Here is a 16,819-nt window from a genome sequence, read left to right as displayed (position 1 = left end):
TTTCCAACGCCTCAACCGAGCCACACTTTCTCGCAAGCAATAAAAAACCCCGCCGGTTCATCACCGGCGGGGTTTTTTCGTACGGGGTAAGGCTGGCTTACATCATGCCGCCCATGCCACCCATACCGCCCATGTCTGGCATGCCGCCGCCAGCTGGACCGTCTTCCTTGATCTCGGCGATCATGGCTTCGGTGGTGATCATCAGGCTGGCGATGGAAGCCGCTGCCTGAAGAGCCGAACGAGTCACTTTGGCCGGGTCAAGGATACCCATTTCAATCATGTCGCCGTATTCGCCGGTAGCAGCGTTGTAACCGTAGTTACCCGAACCCTGCTTGACCTTGTCGACTACAACGCTTGGCTCGTCGCCGGAGTTGGCAACGATCTGGCGCAGTGGCGCTTCAACAGCGCGACGCAGCAACTGGATACCAACGTCCTGATCAGCGTTGTCGCCTTTCAGTTCGGAGATAGCCTGCAGAGCGCGAACCAGTGCCACGCCGCCGCCAGGTACCACGCCTTCTTCAACGGCTGCACGGGTGGCGTGCAGGGCGTCTTCAACGCGGGCTTTCTTCTCTTTCATTTCAACTTCGGAACCAGCGCCAACCTTGATCACTGCAACGCCGCCGGACAGTTTGGCCAGACGCTCTTGCAGTTTTTCACGGTCGTAGTCGGACGAAGTGTCAGCCACTTGCTGACGGATCTGCAGAACGCGAGCCTGGATGTCAGCCTCAACGCCGGCACCGTCGATCACGGTGGTGTTTTCTTTCGACAGGATCACGCGCTTGGCATTACCCAGGTGTTCCAGGGTAGTGCTTTCCAGGCTCAGACCGATCTCTTCGGAGATAACGGTACCGCCAGTCAGAACAGCGATGTCCTGCAGCATGGCCTTGCGACGGTCGCCGAAGCCTGGAGCCTTGACGGCTGCGACTTTAACGATGCCACGCATGTTGTTTACAACCAGCGTCGCCAGGGCTTCGCCTTCAACGTCTTCAGCCACGATCAGCAGTGGACGGCCGGCTTTTGCAACGGCTTCCAGAACTGGCAACATTTCGCGGATGTTCGAGATTTTTTTGTCGACCAGCAGGATCAGCGGACCGTCCAGCTCGGCAGTCATGGTCTCTGGCTTGTTGACGAAGTACGGGGACAGGTAGCCACGGTCGAACTGCATGCCTTCAACAACCGACAGTTCGTTTTCCAGGCCCGAGCCTTCTTCAACGGTGATCACGCCTTCTTTACCGACTTTTTCCATGGCTTCGGCAATGATGTCGCCGATGGAGTTGTCGGAGTTGGCCGAGATGGTGCCGACCTGAGCGATGGCCTTGGTGTCAGCGCAAGGCTTGGACAGGGCTTTCAGCTCTTTGACGATCGCGATGGTCGCTTTGTCGATACCGCGCTTCAGGTCCATCGGGTTCATGCCGGCAGCGACGGCTTTCAGGCCTTCGTTGACGATCGACTGAGCCAGAACGGTAGCGGTGGTGGTACCGTCGCCTGCGTCATCGTTGGCACGGGAGGCAACGTCTTTGACCAGCTGCGCGCCCATGTTTTCGAAGCGATCTTTCAGCTCGATTTCTTTGGCAACGGACACGCCGTCCTTGGTGATGGTCGGAGCGCCGAAGCTCTTCTCGATGATCACGTTACGGCCTTTAGGGCCCAGGGTCGCTTTTACTGCGTCAGCCAGGACGTTGACACCGGCGAGCATTTTTTTACGGGCGGAATCGCCGAATTTAACTTCTTTAGCAGCCATGATCGATATTCCTTAAATACTTTGTAGTAGCGGGAAAATGAGCGGGGAATCAGCCTTCGATAACAGCGAGAATCTCGTTCTCAGCCATTACCAGCAGGTCTTCGCCGTCAACTTTCACGGTGTTGCTGCCGGAGTACGGGCCGAACACAACCTTGTCACCCACCTTGACGGCCAGTGCACGCACTTCACCGTTTTCCAGCACGCGGCCGGTGCCGACAGCGAGGATTTCGCCGCTGTTGGCTTTTTCAGCAGCGGAACCTGGCAGGACGATACCGCCAGCGGTTTTCTTTTCTTCTTCGCTGCGACGGATGACGACGCGGTCATGCAGAGGACGAAGCTTCATTGTCGATCTCTCCTAATTGTGGTTTTCATCGGCCGGTGTAGTCCCGGCGGGTTTAACAAAATCCGGCAGTGCCGGGTGCGGTTCGGCAAGCGAACCGCGGAAGTCTGTCTGGCGCAATTGCCAGAAACCTTGCGGTGACCGTTACATAAGGGCGCATAAGCTTATTACAAGAGCGGGGATCGAAATTTTTTACATCAATGCCCCGAAAAGAACACGGCACCCGAAGGTGCCGCGCAGCTGAAACGCTTTACTTGGAATCGCGGTGTTCGAACTCGCCTTCAATCACATTCGGCTCGCGGCTCAGAGGTTCACGGGGGACAGGACCGCCACGTGGCTGGAGATCATCGGCGAACGCACGCTGACGGATCGCGGCCTCTTCGGCACGCTGACGCATTTTATTGGCCAGCAGACGACGCGAGATCGGCAGCAACATGATCAGACCCAGCACGTCGGTGACGAAGCCCGGCAGGATCAACAGGCCACCCGCCAACGCCAGCATCAGGCCCTCGAGCATGGTCTGCGCCGGCAACTCGCCGCGGTTCAGGCTTTCACGCGCTCGTAGCGCAGTTGCCAGACCAGCGACACGCAGCACAAACACGCCGAGCATCGAGCCGAGAATGACCAGCAACAGGGCCGGGAAAAACCCGATAGCCCCGGTTACCTTGACGAATACGAACAGCTCCAACACTGGAAACAGTACAAAGAGCAATAAAAAAGGGCGCATCAAATGGTTCCTCAACGCAAGAATGCCTTGCCAGTCTTCCCTAGATGACGTCGCCGATTCGTGAATTCAAGCGTCGGCGCCTACATTTTTCGGCCAAACCTCGGCGTGAGCCAGGAAAACCAAGGCTTCCCGGACTTGTGTCGGCGTATTACATGGTGTCGAAAACGGCAACCAGTGCAAACCCTGACCGATGCGCAGGTGCATGCCTTCAGTATCGATCCCGGCCAGTTGCGCCGGCTCGGTTTTCGGCAGGCCTGCCAATTCGACGTAGTGGGCGATGGCTGTGACGTGATCGGCATTCATGTGCTCGACCATGCTCACCTCGGCCTTGCCCGCGAACGGATTGGCCAGCGTCAGTTGGTCGACCCAGTGAATAGCACCAAAGCCGCCGATGTAACGGTGGCGCACCGGTTGCAGCACCCAGAAATCGAAATCGTGGGCCTTGTGGTAGTTCTGCGAATCCGGGAAATAACGGTAGTAGCGCTCGGCGGCGGCCTCAATCGCGGCAGCGTCCTGCAGTTGCCGGGCTTCGGCGAGGTAGGTCAGGCGACCGACGGCTTGTACGTCTTCGGCACCGCGCTCGCCGACGAACAGTGAGCATTTTGGATCTTTTTGCAGATTGTGGGTGTGCTGGGCGATGCGGCTGATCAGGATCAGCGGCCGGCCCTGCTCGTCCAGGCAGTAAGGCACCACGGAGCCAAAGGGGAAACCGGGCATGGCTTTGGAGTGGGTCGACAGCACTGCACGGTATTCCTTGAGAAGCAATTCTCGGGCATTCTTGGCCGCTTCAACGCTCAATTTATGACTCCTTATATAGAATCCGTCAAAAAAACGGACAGGCGACTGGTGAAAGTTCCAGGACGCCATCGGGGCAGTTCTCATGTGCAACTCGGCGACGTCCGGTGCAGATCGAGAGGCTCTTATGAAGGAAGACCACTCCCACCTGTTACCGGGGCATGCGAATGCAACTCACTGACAAAGTAATCATTATCACCGGCGGTTGCCAGGGTTTAGGCCGCTCCATGGCCGAGTATTTCGCCGACAAAGGCGCGAAACTGGCGCTGGTCGACCTCAATCAGCAAAAGCTCGACGACGCGGTTGCCGCGTGCAAGGCCAAGGGCGTCGAGGCCCGCGCTTACCTGTGCAATGTCGCCAATGAAGAACAGGTGACGCACATGGTCGCGCAAGTGGCCGATGATTTCGGCGCAATTCACGGCTTGATCAACAACGCCGGAATACTGCGCGATGGCCTGTTGCTCAAGGTCAAGGACGGCGAAATGACCAAGATGAGCCTGGCGCAATGGCAGGCCGTCATCGACGTCAACCTGACCGGCGTGTTCCTGTGCACCCGCGAAGTCGCGGCAAAAATGGTCGAGCTGAAAAACAGCGGCGCGATCATCAATATCTCGTCGATCTCCCGTGCCGGCAACGTCGGCCAGACCAACTACTCCGCCGCCAAGGCCGGTGTCGCCGCAGCGACCGTGACCTGGGCCAAGGAGTTGGCGCGCTACGGCATTCGCGTGGCTGGCATTGCGCCGGGCTTTATCGAAACCGAGATGACGCTGAGCATGAAACCGGAAGCGCTGGAGAAAATGACGTCCGGGATTCCGCTCAAACGCATGGGCAAACCGGAAGAGATCGCGCATTCGGCGGCGTATATTTTCGAGAACGACTACTACACCGGGCGGATTCTGGAGATGGATGGCGGATTGCGGATCTAAAGCCCAACCACGGTCCTGCAGGAGCCCGGCTTGCCGGCGATGGCATCTTCAAGTCCGCCATCGCCGGCAAGCCGGGCTCCTACAAAAGCGCAGGTCAATCGTCGCTGATGGTGATGTTCGGCATCGCCGGGCTCGCGGCTGCCTGCAACACGATCCGCGCGCCAACGTGACGGGCCAGCTCCTGATAGACATGTGCAATCGGGCTGTCCGGCTCGGCGATCACTGTTGGCTTGCCACCGTCGGCCTGTTCGCGGATGGCCATCGCCAGCGGCAACGACGCCAGCAGTTCGACGCCGTACTGATTAGCAAGCTTGACGCCACCGCCCTCACCGAACAGATGCTCGGCATGCCCGCAATTCGAGCAGATGTGCACGGCCATGTTTTCCACCACACCCAGCACCGGGATGTTGACCTTGCGGAACATCTCCACGCCCTTGCGTGCGTCCAGCAGCGCCAGGTCTTGCGGAGTGGTGACGATGACGGCACCGGCCACCGGGACTTTCTGCGCCAGGGTCAGCTGGATGTCGCCGGTGCCTGGCGGCATGTCGATGACCAGGTAATCCAGATCGCCCCAGGCGGTTTGTGTCACCAGCTGCAACAGTGCGCCGGAGACCATCGGCCCGCGCCAGACCATTGGCGTGTTGTCGTCGGTCAGGAACGCCATGGACATCACTTCGACGCCATGGGACTCGATCGGCACGAACCATTTCTGATCCTTGACCTTTGGTCGGGTGCCTTCGGCGATGCCGAACATGATGCCCTGGCTCGGACCGTAGATATCCGCATCGAGGATCCCGACCTTGGCGCCTTCACGAGCAAGCGCCAGCGCGAGGTTGGCAGCGGTGGTGGATTTGCCCACACCGCCCTTGCCGGACGCCACGGCGACAACATTTTTTACGTTTGCCAGCCCCGGAATCTGTGCCTGAGCCTTGTGCGCGGCGATCACACTGGTGATGTCAACGCGGGCGCTGGCGACACCGTCGAGGCCTTCGATGGCCATTTGCAGCATCTGCGCCCAGCCACTTTTGAACAGGCCGGCGGCGTAACCCAACTCCAGCTGGACGCTGACGCGATCGCCCTGGATGTCGATGTTGCGCACGCACCCGGCGCTGACCGGGTCCTGGTTCAGGTAAGGGTCGGTGTATTGACGAAGGACGGCTTCCACCGCTGCGCGATTGACGGCGCTCATGGGCAACTCCGATAGCAAGACTGGAAAATCAGGCGGGTATCGTACCTGTTCTCATCGTTTGGCGGGATGGCGTTAAAAGATCGCAGCCTTCGGCAGCTCCTACCTGTTCACCGTAGGAGCTGCCGAAGGCTGCGATCTTTTGATAGGTTCACCCGTCAGTCATCCAATGAAACAGGCGCACGGGGTGAAAAATATGCGCCGGCGCTTTATAGTGGCCGACCTCCGTTTCATCAAGTAGCCGAGCCCCATGTCCGAGCCACGCAAGATCCTCGTCACCAGCGCCCTGCCCTATGCCAATGGTTCGATCCATCTTGGCCACATGCTGGAATACATCCAGACCGATATGTGGGTGCGCTTCCAGAAGCACCGCGGCAACCAATGCATTTATGTCTGCGCCGACGACGCCCACGGTTCGGCCATCATGCTGCGCGCGGAAAAGGAAGGCATCACCCCGGAACAACTGATCGCCAACGTCCAGGCTGAACACAGCGCCGACTTTGCCGAGTTCCTGGTGGACTTCGACAACTTCCACTCCACTCACGCCGAAGAAAACCGTGAGCTGTCGAGCCAGATCTACCTGAAGCTGCGCGACGCCGGGCACATCGCCACGCGTTCGATCACGCAATACTTCGACCCGGAAAAGAAAATGTTCCTGGCCGATCGCTTCATCAAGGGCACGTGCCCGAAATGCGGCACCGAAGACCAGTACGGCGACAACTGCGAAAAATGCGGTGCGACCTACGCGCCGACTGACCTGAAAGATCCGAAGTCGGCCATCTCCGGCGCCACTCCGGTGCTCAAGGATTCCCAGCACTTCTTCTTCAAACTGCCCGATTTCCAGGCGATGCTGCAGACCTGGACCCGCAGCGGCACCCTGCAGGACGCCGTCGCCAACAAGATTGCCGAGTGGCTGGACGCCGGCTTGCAACAGTGGGACATATCCCGCGATGCGCCGTACTTCGGCTTCGAAATCCCCGAGGAGCCGGGCAAGTACTTCTACGTCTGGCTCGACGCGCCGATCGGCTACATGGCCAGCTTCAAGAACCTCTGTGACCGTACGCCGGAGCTGGATTTCGACGCGTTCTGGAACAAGGATTCCACCGCCGAGCTGTACCACTTCATCGGCAAGGACATCGTCAATTTCCACGCGCTGTTCTGGCCAGCCATGCTTGAAGGCGCTGGCTACCGTAAGCCGACCGGCATCAACGTGCACGGCTACCTGACCGTCAACGGTCAGAAAATGTCCAAGTCCCGCGGCACGTTCATCAAGGCCCGGACCTACCTGGACCACCTGTCGCCGGAATACCTGCGTTATTACTACGCGGCCAAGCTGGGACGTGGCGTCGATGACCTGGACCTGAACCTCGAAGACTTCGTGCAGAAGGTCAACTCCGACCTGGTCGGCAAAGTCGTCAACATCGCCAGCCGTTGCGCCGGTTTCATCCAGAAAGGCAATGCCGGTGTGCTGGTGGCGGGTAATGCCGCGCCGGAACTGACCGACGCCTTCCTCGCTGCGGCGCCAAGCATCGCCGAAGCCTACGAGGCGCGTGACTTCGCCCGCGCCATGCGCGAAATCATGGGCCTGGCCGACCGCGCCAACGCCTGGATCGCCGATAAGGCACCGTGGTCGCTGAACAAGCAGGAAGGCAAGCACGACGAAGTCCAGGCGATCTGCGCCCTGGGCATCAACCTGTTCCGCCAGCTGGTGATCTTCCTCAAACCGGTGTTGCCGCTGCTGGCCGCCGACGCCGAGGCGTTCCTCAACGTCGCGCCGTTGACCTGGAACGATCACGGGACTTTGCTCAGCAACCATCAGTTGAACGAGTTCAAGCCGCTGATGACTCGAATCGATCCGGTGAAAGTGCAAGCCATGACCGACGCCTCGAAAGAAGACCTGACAGCCAGCCAGACCGACACCGGCGCAGTCGCGCCGGCCGGCAACGGCGAACTGGCGAAGGACCCGCTGTCGCCAGAGATCGATTTCGATGCCTTTGCCGCGATCGACCTGCGCGTCGCGCTGATCATCAAGGCCGAAGCCGTGGAAGGCGCTGACAAGCTGCTGCGCCTGACCCTGGATATCGGTGATGAGCAACGCAACGTGTTCTCCGGGATCAAGAGCGCTTACCCGGACCCGTCCAGGCTCGACGGTCGGCTGACCATGATGATCGCCAACCTCAAGCCACGGAAAATGAAGTTTGGTATTTCCGAAGGCATGGTGATGGCGGCCGGCCCTGGCGGTGAAGAAATCTACCTGCTCAGCCCCGACAGCGGCGCCAAGCCAGGTCAACGCATCAAGTAAGGTTTTGCGCTACTCGATCCCACAGTCGTGCCCGGTGCGCCTGTGGGATTTTCATGTCTGGCCCATACTATCTCTGACCTACACGTGTAGGAGTTATTCAGCAATACGGACAATCATGACCGAACTGCTCTTGACGCTATTCAGCACTGCCCTGATCAACAACCTCGTGTTGCACTGGCCGCTGGGCGTCGATCCGCTGCTCGGCAGCGAACGCCGTCAGGTGCGTGCGCTGGGTATCGCGACGACGTGCCTGATGCTGATGGTCAGCGTATTCTGCTATGCGCTTTACCATTGGCTGCTGGTGCCGCTGGAGCTGACGTCGCTGCAGTTGTTCGTGTTTCTGCCGCTGTGTGTGTTGCTGATCGCGCCGCTGCTGAATCTGCTGCCAAACATGTTTCCGGCGCTGGAGTTCGCAGGTCTCTGGCCATTGCTGCTTGGCAATGCCGGCGTGCTTGGCCTGACGCTGATCAACGCTCAGGAAGACAAAGGTTTTCTCCACGCAACAGCTTTGGGTATCGGCGCCGGGCTGGGGTTCTGGCTGGTATTGAGCCTGTATAGCGACTTGCGCCAACGTACCCTCGATTACGATGTTCCCCTGCCCTTTCGCGGTTTGCCGATCGACCTGATCGGCGCCGGATTGATTGCAGTGGCTTTTCTCGGATTCAGTGGACTGATCAAAACATGAGTCTGATTCAGCGCATCGACGCCCTGTTGCCGCAAACCCAGTGCGGCAAGTGTGGCCACCCCGGATGCAAACCGTACGCCGAAGGCATTGCCAGCGGCGAACCGATCAACAAGTGCCCGCCCGGCGGCAGCGAAACCATCGCGGCGCTGGCTGACCTGCTCAAGGTTCCGGTGCTCGAACTGGACGTCAGTCGCGGCGAGGCCCCGGCGCAGATCGCATACATCCGCGAGGCCGAGTGTATTGGCTGTACCAAGTGCATTCAGGCCTGCCCGGTAGACGCCATCGTCGGCGCAGCCAAATTGATGCACACGGTGATCGTCGACGAGTGCACCGGTTGCGACCTCTGTGTGGCGCCCTGCCCGGTGGACTGTATCGAAATGCGGCCGCTGTCGCTGGCCACGGTGCTGCCGATTGTTGGTGGCCTGGCATTCAGCCTTGCGGAACAACATGCGCGCACCGCGAAACGCAATCGCGCGCGGCGCCGCTTTGAGCAGCGCAATGCGCGTCTGCGTCGTGACGAAGAACAGACACTCGCCGAGCGCCAGGCCCGGGCTCATCCCACGGTGCAACCCGCTGAAGTGGCAACGCTCAACCCGGTTCAGGCTGCGCTTGAAAGGGTCCGCGCGCAGAAAGCCGCGAATGCCGATGCGGCGCTGAAAAAGGCCAAAATCGATGTGGCCATGAGTCGCGCGCAGCTGAACAAATCACTGAAGGCGTTTGGACATCCGCCAACCTTTGAACAGCAGTCCCAGTTGATCGTCCTGCAACGGCAGTTCGAGGCTGCAGAGCAAGTGCTTCAGCCGCTGGTGGACGCCCATGTCACCCCTTGAATCCGTCGACGAACGCCTTCAGCAAGCCATGAAGCTGGTGTTGCTGGCCACTTTGCCGGGCATGCTGGTGCTGTTTTGGCTGTATGGCTGGGGCGTATTGATCAATTTGATTCTGGCAGCCATGACCGCGCTGGCCGTTGAGGCGGCCGTGTTGAAGTTGCGTCAACGTGAACTGCTGACGACCTTGAGCGACGGCAGCGCGCTGGTCAGTGCGACGCTATTGACCCTGGCCTTGCCGCCCTATTGCCCATGGTGGCTGACGGTGTGCGCCGTGGCATTCGCGCTGCTGGGCAAACAGTTGTATGGCGGCTTCGGAAAAAATCCGTTCAACCCGGCGATGCTCGGTTTCGCTTTGGTGCTGGTGACATTTCCTCAGCAGATGACCCAGTGGCCGTCGTCCCATGGCATGGACCTGCTCGGCGGTTTGCAGCACGTATTCGGTTTCAGCCTCAGCCAGACCCCGGATGCCTGGGTCCAGGCCACGGCGCTAGACAGCTTGCGCATCAATAAAAGCCTGACCATGGACGAACTCTTCGCCGGCAATCCGGCGTTCGGTCACTTCGGCGCGCGCGGCGTGGAATGGGTCAACCTGGCCTTTCTGGCGGGCGGTGTGTTTCTGCTGCAACGGCGGGTGTTCAGCTGGCATGCGCCGGTTGGCATGCTCGTCAGCCTGTTCGTCGTCAGCCTGCTGTGCTGGAACGGCTCGGGCTCCGACTCCCATGGCTCACCGCTGTTTCATCTGCTCACGGGCGCAAGCATGCTCGGCGCATTCTTTATCGTCACCGAACCGGTGTCCGGGGCCAAAAACCCAGGAGCCCGACTGCTGTTCGGCGTGGGTGTGGGGCTGCTGACTTACCTGATTCGCACGTGGGGCGGTTATCCGGACGGCGTGGCGTTTGCGGTGTTGCTTATGAACCTTTGCGTACCGGCACTGGACCGGTTTGTCGCCTCGAGGCAGGAGCGTATTGCGCCATGAACCGAGCGTCGAGCGTTGTGATGGTGCTGTTGATGGCAGGCCTGGGGATTGGCGCGACTTACCTTGCGCAACGAAGCAGCGCGCCGCGCATTGCTGCCGAACAGCGTGTGATCGACAGCCGTAATCTGCTGGACTTGCTGCCCGCTGACAGTTACGACAATCAACCTTTGGAGCAACCGCTGCGCCTCGACGATACCGTGTTGACCCACAGCACAGTGCAGGGCGGCTATCTGGCGACCAAGGCCGGCCAGCCCTGCATCGTGTTGCTGCGCAGCCAGGTACCGGGTTACGCGGGCAGCATCGACTTGCTGATCGCAATCGGCGCCAATGGCAAGTTGGTCGGGGTCAAGACCCTCAGGCAATCGGAAACGCCAGGGCTGGGTGCACGCATCGCCGACTGGCCGAATGCCTGGCTCAAGGGCTTTACGGGCAAGTCACGCAGCGAGCCGGCCGACAGTGGCTGGGCACTGAAAAAGGATCAGGGCGAGTTCGATCAGGTTGCCGGTGCGACTATCACCTCAAGAGCCGTGATCAACGCGATCCACGACGCCTTGCGCTACTTCGATGATCATCGGCAGCAGTTGCTGGGGAACCGCCATGAATAAACCATCGACGCTGCAAAACTCACTGATGCTTGCGCCGCTGATTGGCGCAACCGACTCCTGGATGACGGCACTGGGCCTGTGGTTGATGTTTATCGTGGTGATCAGTATCTATGGCGTCAGCATAAATGCCTTGCGACGAAGGCTCACCCCGACGTTCCGATTGATCGCCGGTATTCTGCTCGCGGCCACGTTGACCAGTTGCGCGCAGATTGCGGCACAAGTCTGGTCCCTTCAATGGCATCAGCACGCAGGGATCTATACCGCATTGATCGCCCTGCAATGCGTCGTTCTGGAGCACACGGGCTTTTTCCAGAGCGCATGGCGAGATCGTCTGAGCCTGTGCGGTCTGTTCGGCCTCCTGATGGTGGGTCTGGGCCTGCTGCGCGAACTCATTGGCAGTGCAGGCTTGCACCTGGCAACCCTGGCCCCCGGTGGTTTAATTTTGCTGGGGCTACTGATCGCCACGCGGCAAGCCTGGCCACGCTCGCCCCCCTCACACTGACCGCTTTCCAGGAAATGCACTGCCCATGAATGCTGCAAAACGTCTGGAAATTTTCCGCAGGCTGCATGAAGACAACCCGGAACCGAAGACCGAACTGGCCTATTCCACGCCGTTCGAATTGCTGATCTCGGTAATTCTTTCAGCGCAATCGACGGATGTCGGGGTCAACAAGGCCACTGCCAAGCTCTATCCGGTCGCGAACACTCCCGCCGCCATCCATGCCCTGGGTGTGGAAGGGTTATCGGATTACATCAAGACCATCGGCCTGTTCAACAGCAAGGCGAAGAACGTTATCGAGACCTGCCGCTTGCTGCTGGAACGCCACGGCGGCGAAGTACCGCAGACGCGCGAAGAGCTGGAAGCGCTGCCCGGCGTTGGCCGCAAGACCGCCAACGTGGTGCTCAATACGGCTTTCCGCCAACTGACCATGGCGGTGGACACCCATATATTCCGAGTGAGTAACCGAACGGGAATTGCGCCGGGCAAAAACGTGGTCGAGGTCGAAAACAAGCTGATGAAATTCGTGCCCAAGGAATACCTGCTTGATTCCCATCACTGGCTGATTCTTCACGGGCGCTACGTTTGCCTGGCCCGCAAGCCGCGCTGCGGTAGTTGCCGGGTCGAAGACCTGTGCGAATACAAGCACAAGACCTCCGACGATTGAGCCACTATTAACTTTATTGATTTATCGATTGAAAAAATCTTTTTTACCCGCAGAGAAATTGTCGCTATAAGGGGCGCCAAAGGCAGTCTTAGCCTGGAGTTGACCTTATGAGCACCGGCAAAGAGCAATTGGACGTAGAAGACGACTTCACACCCGTTGAAGCCGAGGATGCGGAACCGGTTGTTGAAGTGGCAAAGACAAACCTGAGCAAACGCCGCACCATCGACAACCTGCTGGAGGAGCGTCGATTGCAAAAGCAATTGACCGATTACGATTTTGACCTATGACACATGAAGGCCTCCCTGAACGGAGGCTTTTTTTTGAGCGTGAATCCTCGAAAACGCTCCCTCACCCAACCCGATAGAACGCTGGTTCAGTCACACCAGCCCATTGCGCTGAGCCAGCTCGATCAAGTCCACTAACGATCGTGCGTTGAGTTTCAGCAACAGGCGAGTCTTGTAAGTACTGACGGTTTTATTGCTCAAGAACATCCCGTCAGCAATTTCCTTATTGGTCTTGCCTCGCGCCAACTGCTGTAAGACCATCATCTCCCGGCCGGACAATCGGTCTACCATATCGGCTTCGCTGGCATTCCCCAGACTGGAGCGCACGGTATGCAAGGCTTGATTGGGAAAATAACTGTAGCCTGACAATACAGCCTTTATTGCACTGAGCAACTCAGTCAGGTCCTGTTGTTTGCAAACATATCCCGCAGCACCAGACTGCATGCAACGCATCGAAAAATGACCCGGCGCCTGGGAAGTCAATATAAGTACTTTCATTGGCATTGCTGCCGAGACCAGACGCGCAATGACCTCCAATCCATCCAGCTTTGGTATACCTATATCGAGGATGACAATATCTGGCATATGTTCACGAGCCAGTTGCAATGCATCCACGCCATTATCTGTTTCTGCAATGACTTCGTAGCCATGACGCTCCATTAGCATACGTACCGCAAGACGAATGACGGGGTGATCATCCACGATCAGCACTTTATTCATGGGCAAGTCCAATTTTCGCTGTTCGAATTTTCAGAGCCCGCACAATAGCCTAGTCGTTTCATCCATGGCATGCCGCCCCCCCCGGCCACCTGCACCGAGAGACATTCCCTACAGAAAACACGGAATATTCTTACAGGAAATCTTAGAATCCCGGGCACCGGAAACTTTATTACTGTTATGTTATTTCACCCACCAACAATTTCGTGCGTCAATTTACAAAAATAGATACGAAATAATAAATATTTATCCGTCGCCCGACGGCACTCGACAGTTGAGCTATCCTTCACGACAAATGGCAACTCACGCCCCCGAGGCCAACTCCGGAATTACGCACCAAAACGCTTAGTTTAAAAAAAACCCGACATCACAAAAGCAATAAAAACATAGATAGGCCGACTATAAAACTAACGCTAATATAAATACCGCACGACCGTACTTCCACCCACTAACCCAAAGAGAAAAGATTAACTTATATGAGTAAAAAATATGGAAAAACCAAAAAGAAAAATCAGCAACCCCCTGACGGTTATTGCGATATTCGCAACACTGTCAGAAACGTCGGCAGCGGTATCCCTGCCCTTTCTTGATAATGATGACCGGGAGATCTATATCTGGTTTTTGATCAGCTTTCCTTTTTACTTGCTTCTTCTGTTCTTCGTCACGCTCAACTTCAACTATCGCTCGCTCTATGCACCGTCCGACTTCGAGAAGGGAAAGCATTTCATAAAAGTCATGGATAATACTGAGCGTCCGGACGTTGCTCAAAGTCCGCCTGGTGAAAATGACGCGAGGGAAAATTTCTCTGAGCGACTGAGGGACTTGCACATCATTGATGCGCGCTGTGCGAACAGAAAAGTCGAGTTCCGAGAGCTTATGGACAGGATTCACCCACCCAAGAGAGACTCGGCGCGGGTCGTGGTGTTTCTCACCAGTGATGAATCCGAGAATTTACTGAAGGAAAGCGCACTCAAATTTTACAGGCACGTCAGGCACGTAAAGAAGCGCAGCAGCTCGCCGTTTTGCATTGCTTATAATTTGAGCTCACATGACGTTACAGTCATTGATCCATCTCGCCAACCTGACGCTTCACGGACAGCAGCGTTTTAGGATCAATCGGAGAGAAGCAGGCGGGAATGGCGTTACAAAAAAACAAGAAAGATGAATCGCAATGTCAGAAAGAAAACCCCCTATTTCCAGATTTGTGGCCTTGCCAAAAACAAGGCCACAAATTTCATGACAGAGTCAAACACTTCAGAAAAGCTTGCGACCCTTGTTCGCCGCGATACGCATGCGCAACGCGTTCAGCTTGATGAAGCCCGCCGCGTCGGCCTGGTTGTAAGCGCCACCATCTTCTTCAAACGTCGCGATATTGGCATCGAACAGCGATTCGTCGGACTTGCGGCCAGTGACGATCACGTTACCTTTGTACAACTTCAGGCGCACAACGCCGTTCACGTGTGCCTGGGAAGCATCGATCATCTGTTGCAGCATCAGACGCTCAGGACTCCACCAGTAACCGGTGTAGATCAGGCTGGCGTATTTAGGCATCAGCTCGTCTTTGAGGTGAGCCACTTCGCGGTCAAGGGTGATCGATTCGATCGCACGGTGAGCACGTAACATGATGGTGCCGCCCGGGGTTTCGTAGCAGCCACGGGACTTCATGCCCACGTAACGGTTCTCGACGATGTCGAGGCGGCCGATGCCGTGTTCCCCGCCGATACGGTTCAGGGTCGCCAGCACAGTGGCCGGGGTCATTTCGACGCCGTCCAGTGCAACGATGTCGCCGTTACGGTAGGTCAGTTCCAGGTACTGCGCTTTATCAGGAGCGTTCTCCGGGGAGACGGTCCATTTCCACATGTCTTCTTCGTGCTCGGTCCAGGTGTCTTCCAGCACGCCACCTTCGTAGGAGATGTGCAGGAGGTTGGCATCCATCGAGTAAGGGGATTTTTTCTTGCCGTGACGCTCGATCGGGATATTGTGCTTTTCAGCGTAATCCATCAGCTTTTCACGGGACAGCAGGTCCCATTCGCGCCACGGTGCGATGACTTTCACACCTGGCTTCAGCGCGTAGGCGCCCAGTTCGAAACGAACCTGGTCATTGCCTTTGCCGGTGGCGCCGTGGGAAATCGCGTCAGCGCCGGTTTCGTTGGCGATTTCGATCAGGCGCTTGGCGATCAACGGACGAGCGATGGAAGTACCCAGCAGGTACTCGCCTTCGTAAACGGTGTTGGCGCGGAACATCGGGAACACGAAATCACGCACGAATTCTTCGCGCAGATCGTCGATGTAGATTTCTTTCACGCCCATGGCCTGAGCCTTGGCGCGGGCCGGCTCGACCTCTTCGCCCTGACCCAGGTCAGCAGTGAAGGTCACTACTTCACAGTTATAAGTATCCTGCAGCCACTTGAGGATCACCGAAGTGTCCAGGCCGCCGGAATACGCCAGAACGACCTTGTTTACGTCCGCCATGCCATCACTCCACGGGGTTCTACGGAAAGCCGGGAAGTCTAACGCTCATACGGAATTATTTACAGTGGCGCGACAGCTTATGACGACGAAGCGACAGATTATGTCGAGCGAGCGACGAGTACGGCTCGCTCAGGACGTCTTTGCAGCGCTCGCCGATACGGTGGCCTGAGGCGCTGGCGACTCGATCGGCGCCACCCGGGCGAGGTGCACGTTGACCCTACGATTCTTCGCCCGATTGGCGGCATTAGTGTTGGGTGCCAACGGATAACGCTCGCCATGGAAGCGCACGGTAATCTGCGATTCCTGAATACCGTTGGCCTTGAAAAACTCCATGACCGCCAGCGCTCGGCGTCTCGACAGATCGCGGTTGGCCAGGCGATTGCCGCTGTTGTCGGAGTGGCCATCCAGTTCGATGTGATTGACCGTCGGATCGGCCTTCATGAACTCCAGCATCACCTGCAACTGAGCCTTGGCCTGCGCGTCGAGATCCAGGCCTTCGCCAGGGAAACCGATCTGCGACTGTTTGACCTGCTCGAAATTCTTCGGCAGCAGTTTCGCCACACAGCTTTGATAATCGTTGAACGCCTTGCTGAACTTGACCGGCAATAGCCGCACTTCCGACACTCGGCCATCGCCCGAATAATGCCGAATGACTGGACTGCGTCCATCGATCAAACCACTGATCAATCGTCCGGCCTGGACCTGCGAAGTGTTGAACAGCACATTGCCGCTGCCGATTTGCACAGAACCGAGGTTGATGTCACCACGCCCGGGCTGCCAGGGTGCAGCGGCCGCCAGCAAGGTCGCCGAACCACCGCCGACCATCGAGTTGTAGGCTTTCAGACGGAATGTCGCCTGCTCGCCGGCACGGCGCACGAACTCACCCGAACCGAAATCGGTGATCGGTTGAGTCAGGCGACACTCGAATTTGTCCCCCTCGACCGTCCACTCGATGCTTTCCAGACGAGTCTGGAAAGTGAGCGCCATCGCGGGAAGGCTGACAAACACGCTGAGCAAGGCTAAATAACGCTGGCGCACGGGAGGCTCCACTGGCTTCTACAACAAAA

Annotated in this window: 17 protein-coding genes and 1 pseudogene; 10 read left to right on the top strand and 8 right to left on the bottom strand. The window is 57.8% G+C overall.

The window, feature by feature from the left end:
* Window positions 1-97 precede the first annotated feature (97 nt).
* The 4 genes from groL to ACYZT4_RS26810 all read right to left on the bottom strand — a co-directional run bounded on the left by groL (window position 98) and on the right by ACYZT4_RS26810 (window position 3,606).
* Window positions 98-1,741 (bottom strand): chaperonin GroEL, encoded by a 1,644-nt coding sequence (gene groL / locus ACYZT4_RS26825; protein ID WP_093422996.1) that lies wholly within the window; start codon window positions 1,739-1,741, stop codon window positions 98-100.
* 49 nt (window positions 1,742-1,790) lie between these two features.
* Window positions 1,791-2,084, bottom strand: coding sequence for a co-chaperone GroES (locus ACYZT4_RS26820; RefSeq protein WP_054045166.1), 294 nt, complete (start codon window positions 2,082-2,084; stop codon window positions 1,791-1,793).
* Between the two features lie 247 nt (window positions 2,085-2,331).
* A complete protein-coding gene (locus ACYZT4_RS26815) occupies window positions 2,332-2,808 on the bottom strand; it encodes an FxsA family protein (protein ID WP_461984090.1) in 477 nt (158 codons plus the stop codon).
* A 66-nt stretch (window positions 2,809-2,874) separates the two neighbouring features.
* Complete coding sequence (locus ACYZT4_RS26810) at window positions 2,875-3,606, bottom strand: HugZ family pyridoxamine 5'-phosphate oxidase (protein ID WP_461984089.1); 732 nt, start codon at window positions 3,604-3,606, stop codon at window positions 2,875-2,877.
* Between the two features lie 164 nt (window positions 3,607-3,770).
* Here ACYZT4_RS26810 and ACYZT4_RS26805 point away from each other — a divergent pair, with 164 nt between their 5' ends.
* Window positions 3,771-4,529: an SDR family oxidoreductase gene (locus ACYZT4_RS26805; protein ID WP_461984087.1), complete on the top strand. Its 759-nt coding sequence runs from the start codon at window positions 3,771-3,773 to the stop codon at window positions 4,527-4,529.
* A 94-nt stretch (window positions 4,530-4,623) separates the two neighbouring features.
* Here ACYZT4_RS26805 and apbC read toward each other — a convergent pair whose 3' ends face one another.
* Window positions 4,624-5,718 (bottom strand): iron-sulfur cluster carrier protein ApbC, encoded by a 1,095-nt coding sequence (apbC, locus tag ACYZT4_RS26800; RefSeq protein WP_461984085.1) that lies wholly within the window; start codon window positions 5,716-5,718, stop codon window positions 4,624-4,626.
* Window positions 5,719-5,965: 247 nt separating this feature from the next.
* On the opposite strand from apbC, the gene metG reads away from it, so the two are divergent.
* The 8 genes and pseudogenes from metG (at window position 5,966) to ACYZT4_RS26760 (ending at window position 12,566) form a co-directional block, all read left to right on the top strand.
* A complete protein-coding gene (gene metG / locus ACYZT4_RS26795; RefSeq protein ID WP_461984083.1) occupies window positions 5,966-8,017 on the top strand; it encodes a methionine--tRNA ligase in 2,052 nt (683 codons plus the stop codon).
* 115 nt (window positions 8,018-8,132) lie between these two features.
* Complete coding sequence (locus ACYZT4_RS26790) at window positions 8,133-8,702, top strand: electron transport complex protein RnfA (RefSeq protein ID WP_461984081.1); 570 nt, start codon at window positions 8,133-8,135, stop codon at window positions 8,700-8,702.
* Window positions 8,703-8,719: 17 nt separating this feature from the next.
* Window positions 8,720-9,091: pseudogene (gene rsxB / locus ACYZT4_RS26785) on the top strand (electron transport complex subunit RsxB); the annotation flags it as partial.
* Window positions 9,092-9,518: 427 nt separating this feature from the next.
* Window positions 9,519-10,508, top strand: coding sequence for an RnfABCDGE type electron transport complex subunit D (locus ACYZT4_RS26780; protein WP_461984079.1), 990 nt, complete (start codon window positions 9,519-9,521; stop codon window positions 10,506-10,508).
* Window positions 10,505-11,113: an RnfABCDGE type electron transport complex subunit G gene (locus tag ACYZT4_RS26775; protein ID WP_461984077.1), complete on the top strand. Its 609-nt coding sequence runs from the start codon at window positions 10,505-10,507 to the stop codon at window positions 11,111-11,113. The genes ACYZT4_RS26780 and ACYZT4_RS26775 overlap by 4 nt, the downstream gene beginning before the upstream one ends.
* Window positions 11,106-11,615 (top strand): Rnf-Nqr domain containing protein, encoded by a 510-nt coding sequence (locus ACYZT4_RS26770; protein ID WP_461984075.1) that lies wholly within the window; start codon window positions 11,106-11,108, stop codon window positions 11,613-11,615. Before ACYZT4_RS26775 ends, ACYZT4_RS26770 begins: the two co-directional genes overlap by 8 nt.
* A gap of 25 nt (window positions 11,616-11,640) precedes the next feature.
* On the top strand, window positions 11,641-12,279 hold the full coding sequence (nth, locus tag ACYZT4_RS26765) for an endonuclease III (RefSeq protein WP_461984074.1): 639 nt from the start codon (window positions 11,641-11,643) through the stop codon (window positions 12,277-12,279).
* Window positions 12,280-12,386: 107 nt separating this feature from the next.
* Complete coding sequence (locus ACYZT4_RS26760; RefSeq protein WP_461984073.1) at window positions 12,387-12,566, top strand: PA3496 family putative envelope integrity protein; 180 nt, start codon at window positions 12,387-12,389, stop codon at window positions 12,564-12,566.
* Between the two features lie 90 nt (window positions 12,567-12,656).
* On the opposite strand, the gene ACYZT4_RS26755 is transcribed toward ACYZT4_RS26760, so the two are convergent.
* On the bottom strand, window positions 12,657-13,283 hold the full coding sequence (locus ACYZT4_RS26755; protein ID WP_084322710.1) for a response regulator transcription factor: 627 nt from the start codon (window positions 13,281-13,283) through the stop codon (window positions 12,657-12,659).
* 486 nt (window positions 13,284-13,769) lie between these two features.
* Between ACYZT4_RS26755 and ACYZT4_RS26750 the strand changes: the two genes are divergently transcribed.
* Window positions 13,770-14,390 (top strand): hypothetical protein, encoded by a 621-nt coding sequence (locus tag ACYZT4_RS26750; RefSeq protein ID WP_461984071.1) that lies wholly within the window; start codon window positions 13,770-13,772, stop codon window positions 14,388-14,390.
* Window positions 14,391-14,534: 144 nt separating this feature from the next.
* Here the strand turns inward: ACYZT4_RS26750 and ACYZT4_RS26745 are convergent, their stop codons facing one another.
* Both ACYZT4_RS26745 and ACYZT4_RS26740 read right to left on the bottom strand, forming a co-directional pair.
* A complete protein-coding gene (locus tag ACYZT4_RS26745) occupies window positions 14,535-15,752 on the bottom strand; it encodes an argininosuccinate synthase (protein WP_088422930.1) in 1,218 nt (405 codons plus the stop codon).
* Between the two features lie 129 nt (window positions 15,753-15,881).
* Window positions 15,882-16,790 carry a flagellar protein MotY gene (locus tag ACYZT4_RS26740; protein ID WP_461984070.1) on the bottom strand — a complete coding sequence of 303 codons (909 nt, stop codon included), beginning with the start codon at window positions 16,788-16,790 and terminating at the stop codon, window positions 15,882-15,884.
* Window positions 16,791-16,819 lie beyond the last annotated feature (29 nt).

The organism is Pseudomonas sp. GB2N2 (assembly GCF_054897705.1).
The sequence above is the reverse complement of the archived record's forward strand: the minus strand, read 5'-3'. Positions and strand labels throughout refer to the sequence as shown.

Bases quoted from the DNA above. Each gene is read 5' to 3' on its own strand.
- ACYZT4_RS26815 (WP_461984090.1), bottom strand. From the start codon at position 2,808: ATGCGCCCTTTTTTATTGCTCTTTGTACTGTTTCCAGTGTTGGAGCTG.
- metG (WP_461984083.1), top strand. From the start codon at position 5,966: ATGTCCGAGCCACGCAAGATCCTCGTCACCAGCGCCCTGCCCTATGCC.
- apbC (WP_461984085.1), bottom strand. From the start codon at position 5,718: ATGAGCGCCGTCAATCGCGCAGCGGTGGAAGCCGTCCTTCGTCAATAC.
- ACYZT4_RS26775 (WP_461984077.1), top strand. From the start codon at position 10,505: ATGAACCGAGCGTCGAGCGTTGTGATGGTGCTGTTGATGGCAGGCCTG.
- ACYZT4_RS26750 (WP_461984071.1), top strand. From the start codon at position 13,770: ATGGAAAAACCAAAAAGAAAAATCAGCAACCCCCTGACGGTTATTGCG.
- ACYZT4_RS26755 (WP_084322710.1), bottom strand. From the start codon at position 13,283: ATGAATAAAGTGCTGATCGTGGATGATCACCCCGTCATTCGTCTTGCG.
- ACYZT4_RS26780 (WP_461984079.1), top strand. From the start codon at position 9,519: ATGTCACCCCTTGAATCCGTCGACGAACGCCTTCAGCAAGCCATGAAG.
- ACYZT4_RS26805 (WP_461984087.1), top strand. From the start codon at position 3,771: ATGCAACTCACTGACAAAGTAATCATTATCACCGGCGGTTGCCAGGGT.
- ACYZT4_RS26760 (WP_461984073.1), top strand. From the start codon at position 12,387: ATGAGCACCGGCAAAGAGCAATTGGACGTAGAAGACGACTTCACACCC.
- ACYZT4_RS26820 (WP_054045166.1), bottom strand. From the start codon at position 2,084: ATGAAGCTTCGTCCTCTGCATGACCGCGTCGTCATCCGTCGCAGCGAA.
- ACYZT4_RS26790 (WP_461984081.1), top strand. From the start codon at position 8,133: ATGACCGAACTGCTCTTGACGCTATTCAGCACTGCCCTGATCAACAAC.
- nth (WP_461984074.1), top strand. From the start codon at position 11,641: ATGAATGCTGCAAAACGTCTGGAAATTTTCCGCAGGCTGCATGAAGAC.
- groL (WP_093422996.1), bottom strand. From the start codon at position 1,741: ATGGCTGCTAAAGAAGTTAAATTCGGCGATTCCGCCCGTAAAAAAATG.
- ACYZT4_RS26770 (WP_461984075.1), top strand. From the start codon at position 11,106: ATGAATAAACCATCGACGCTGCAAAACTCACTGATGCTTGCGCCGCTG.
- ACYZT4_RS26745 (WP_088422930.1), bottom strand. From the start codon at position 15,752: ATGGCGGACGTAAACAAGGTCGTTCTGGCGTATTCCGGCGGCCTGGAC.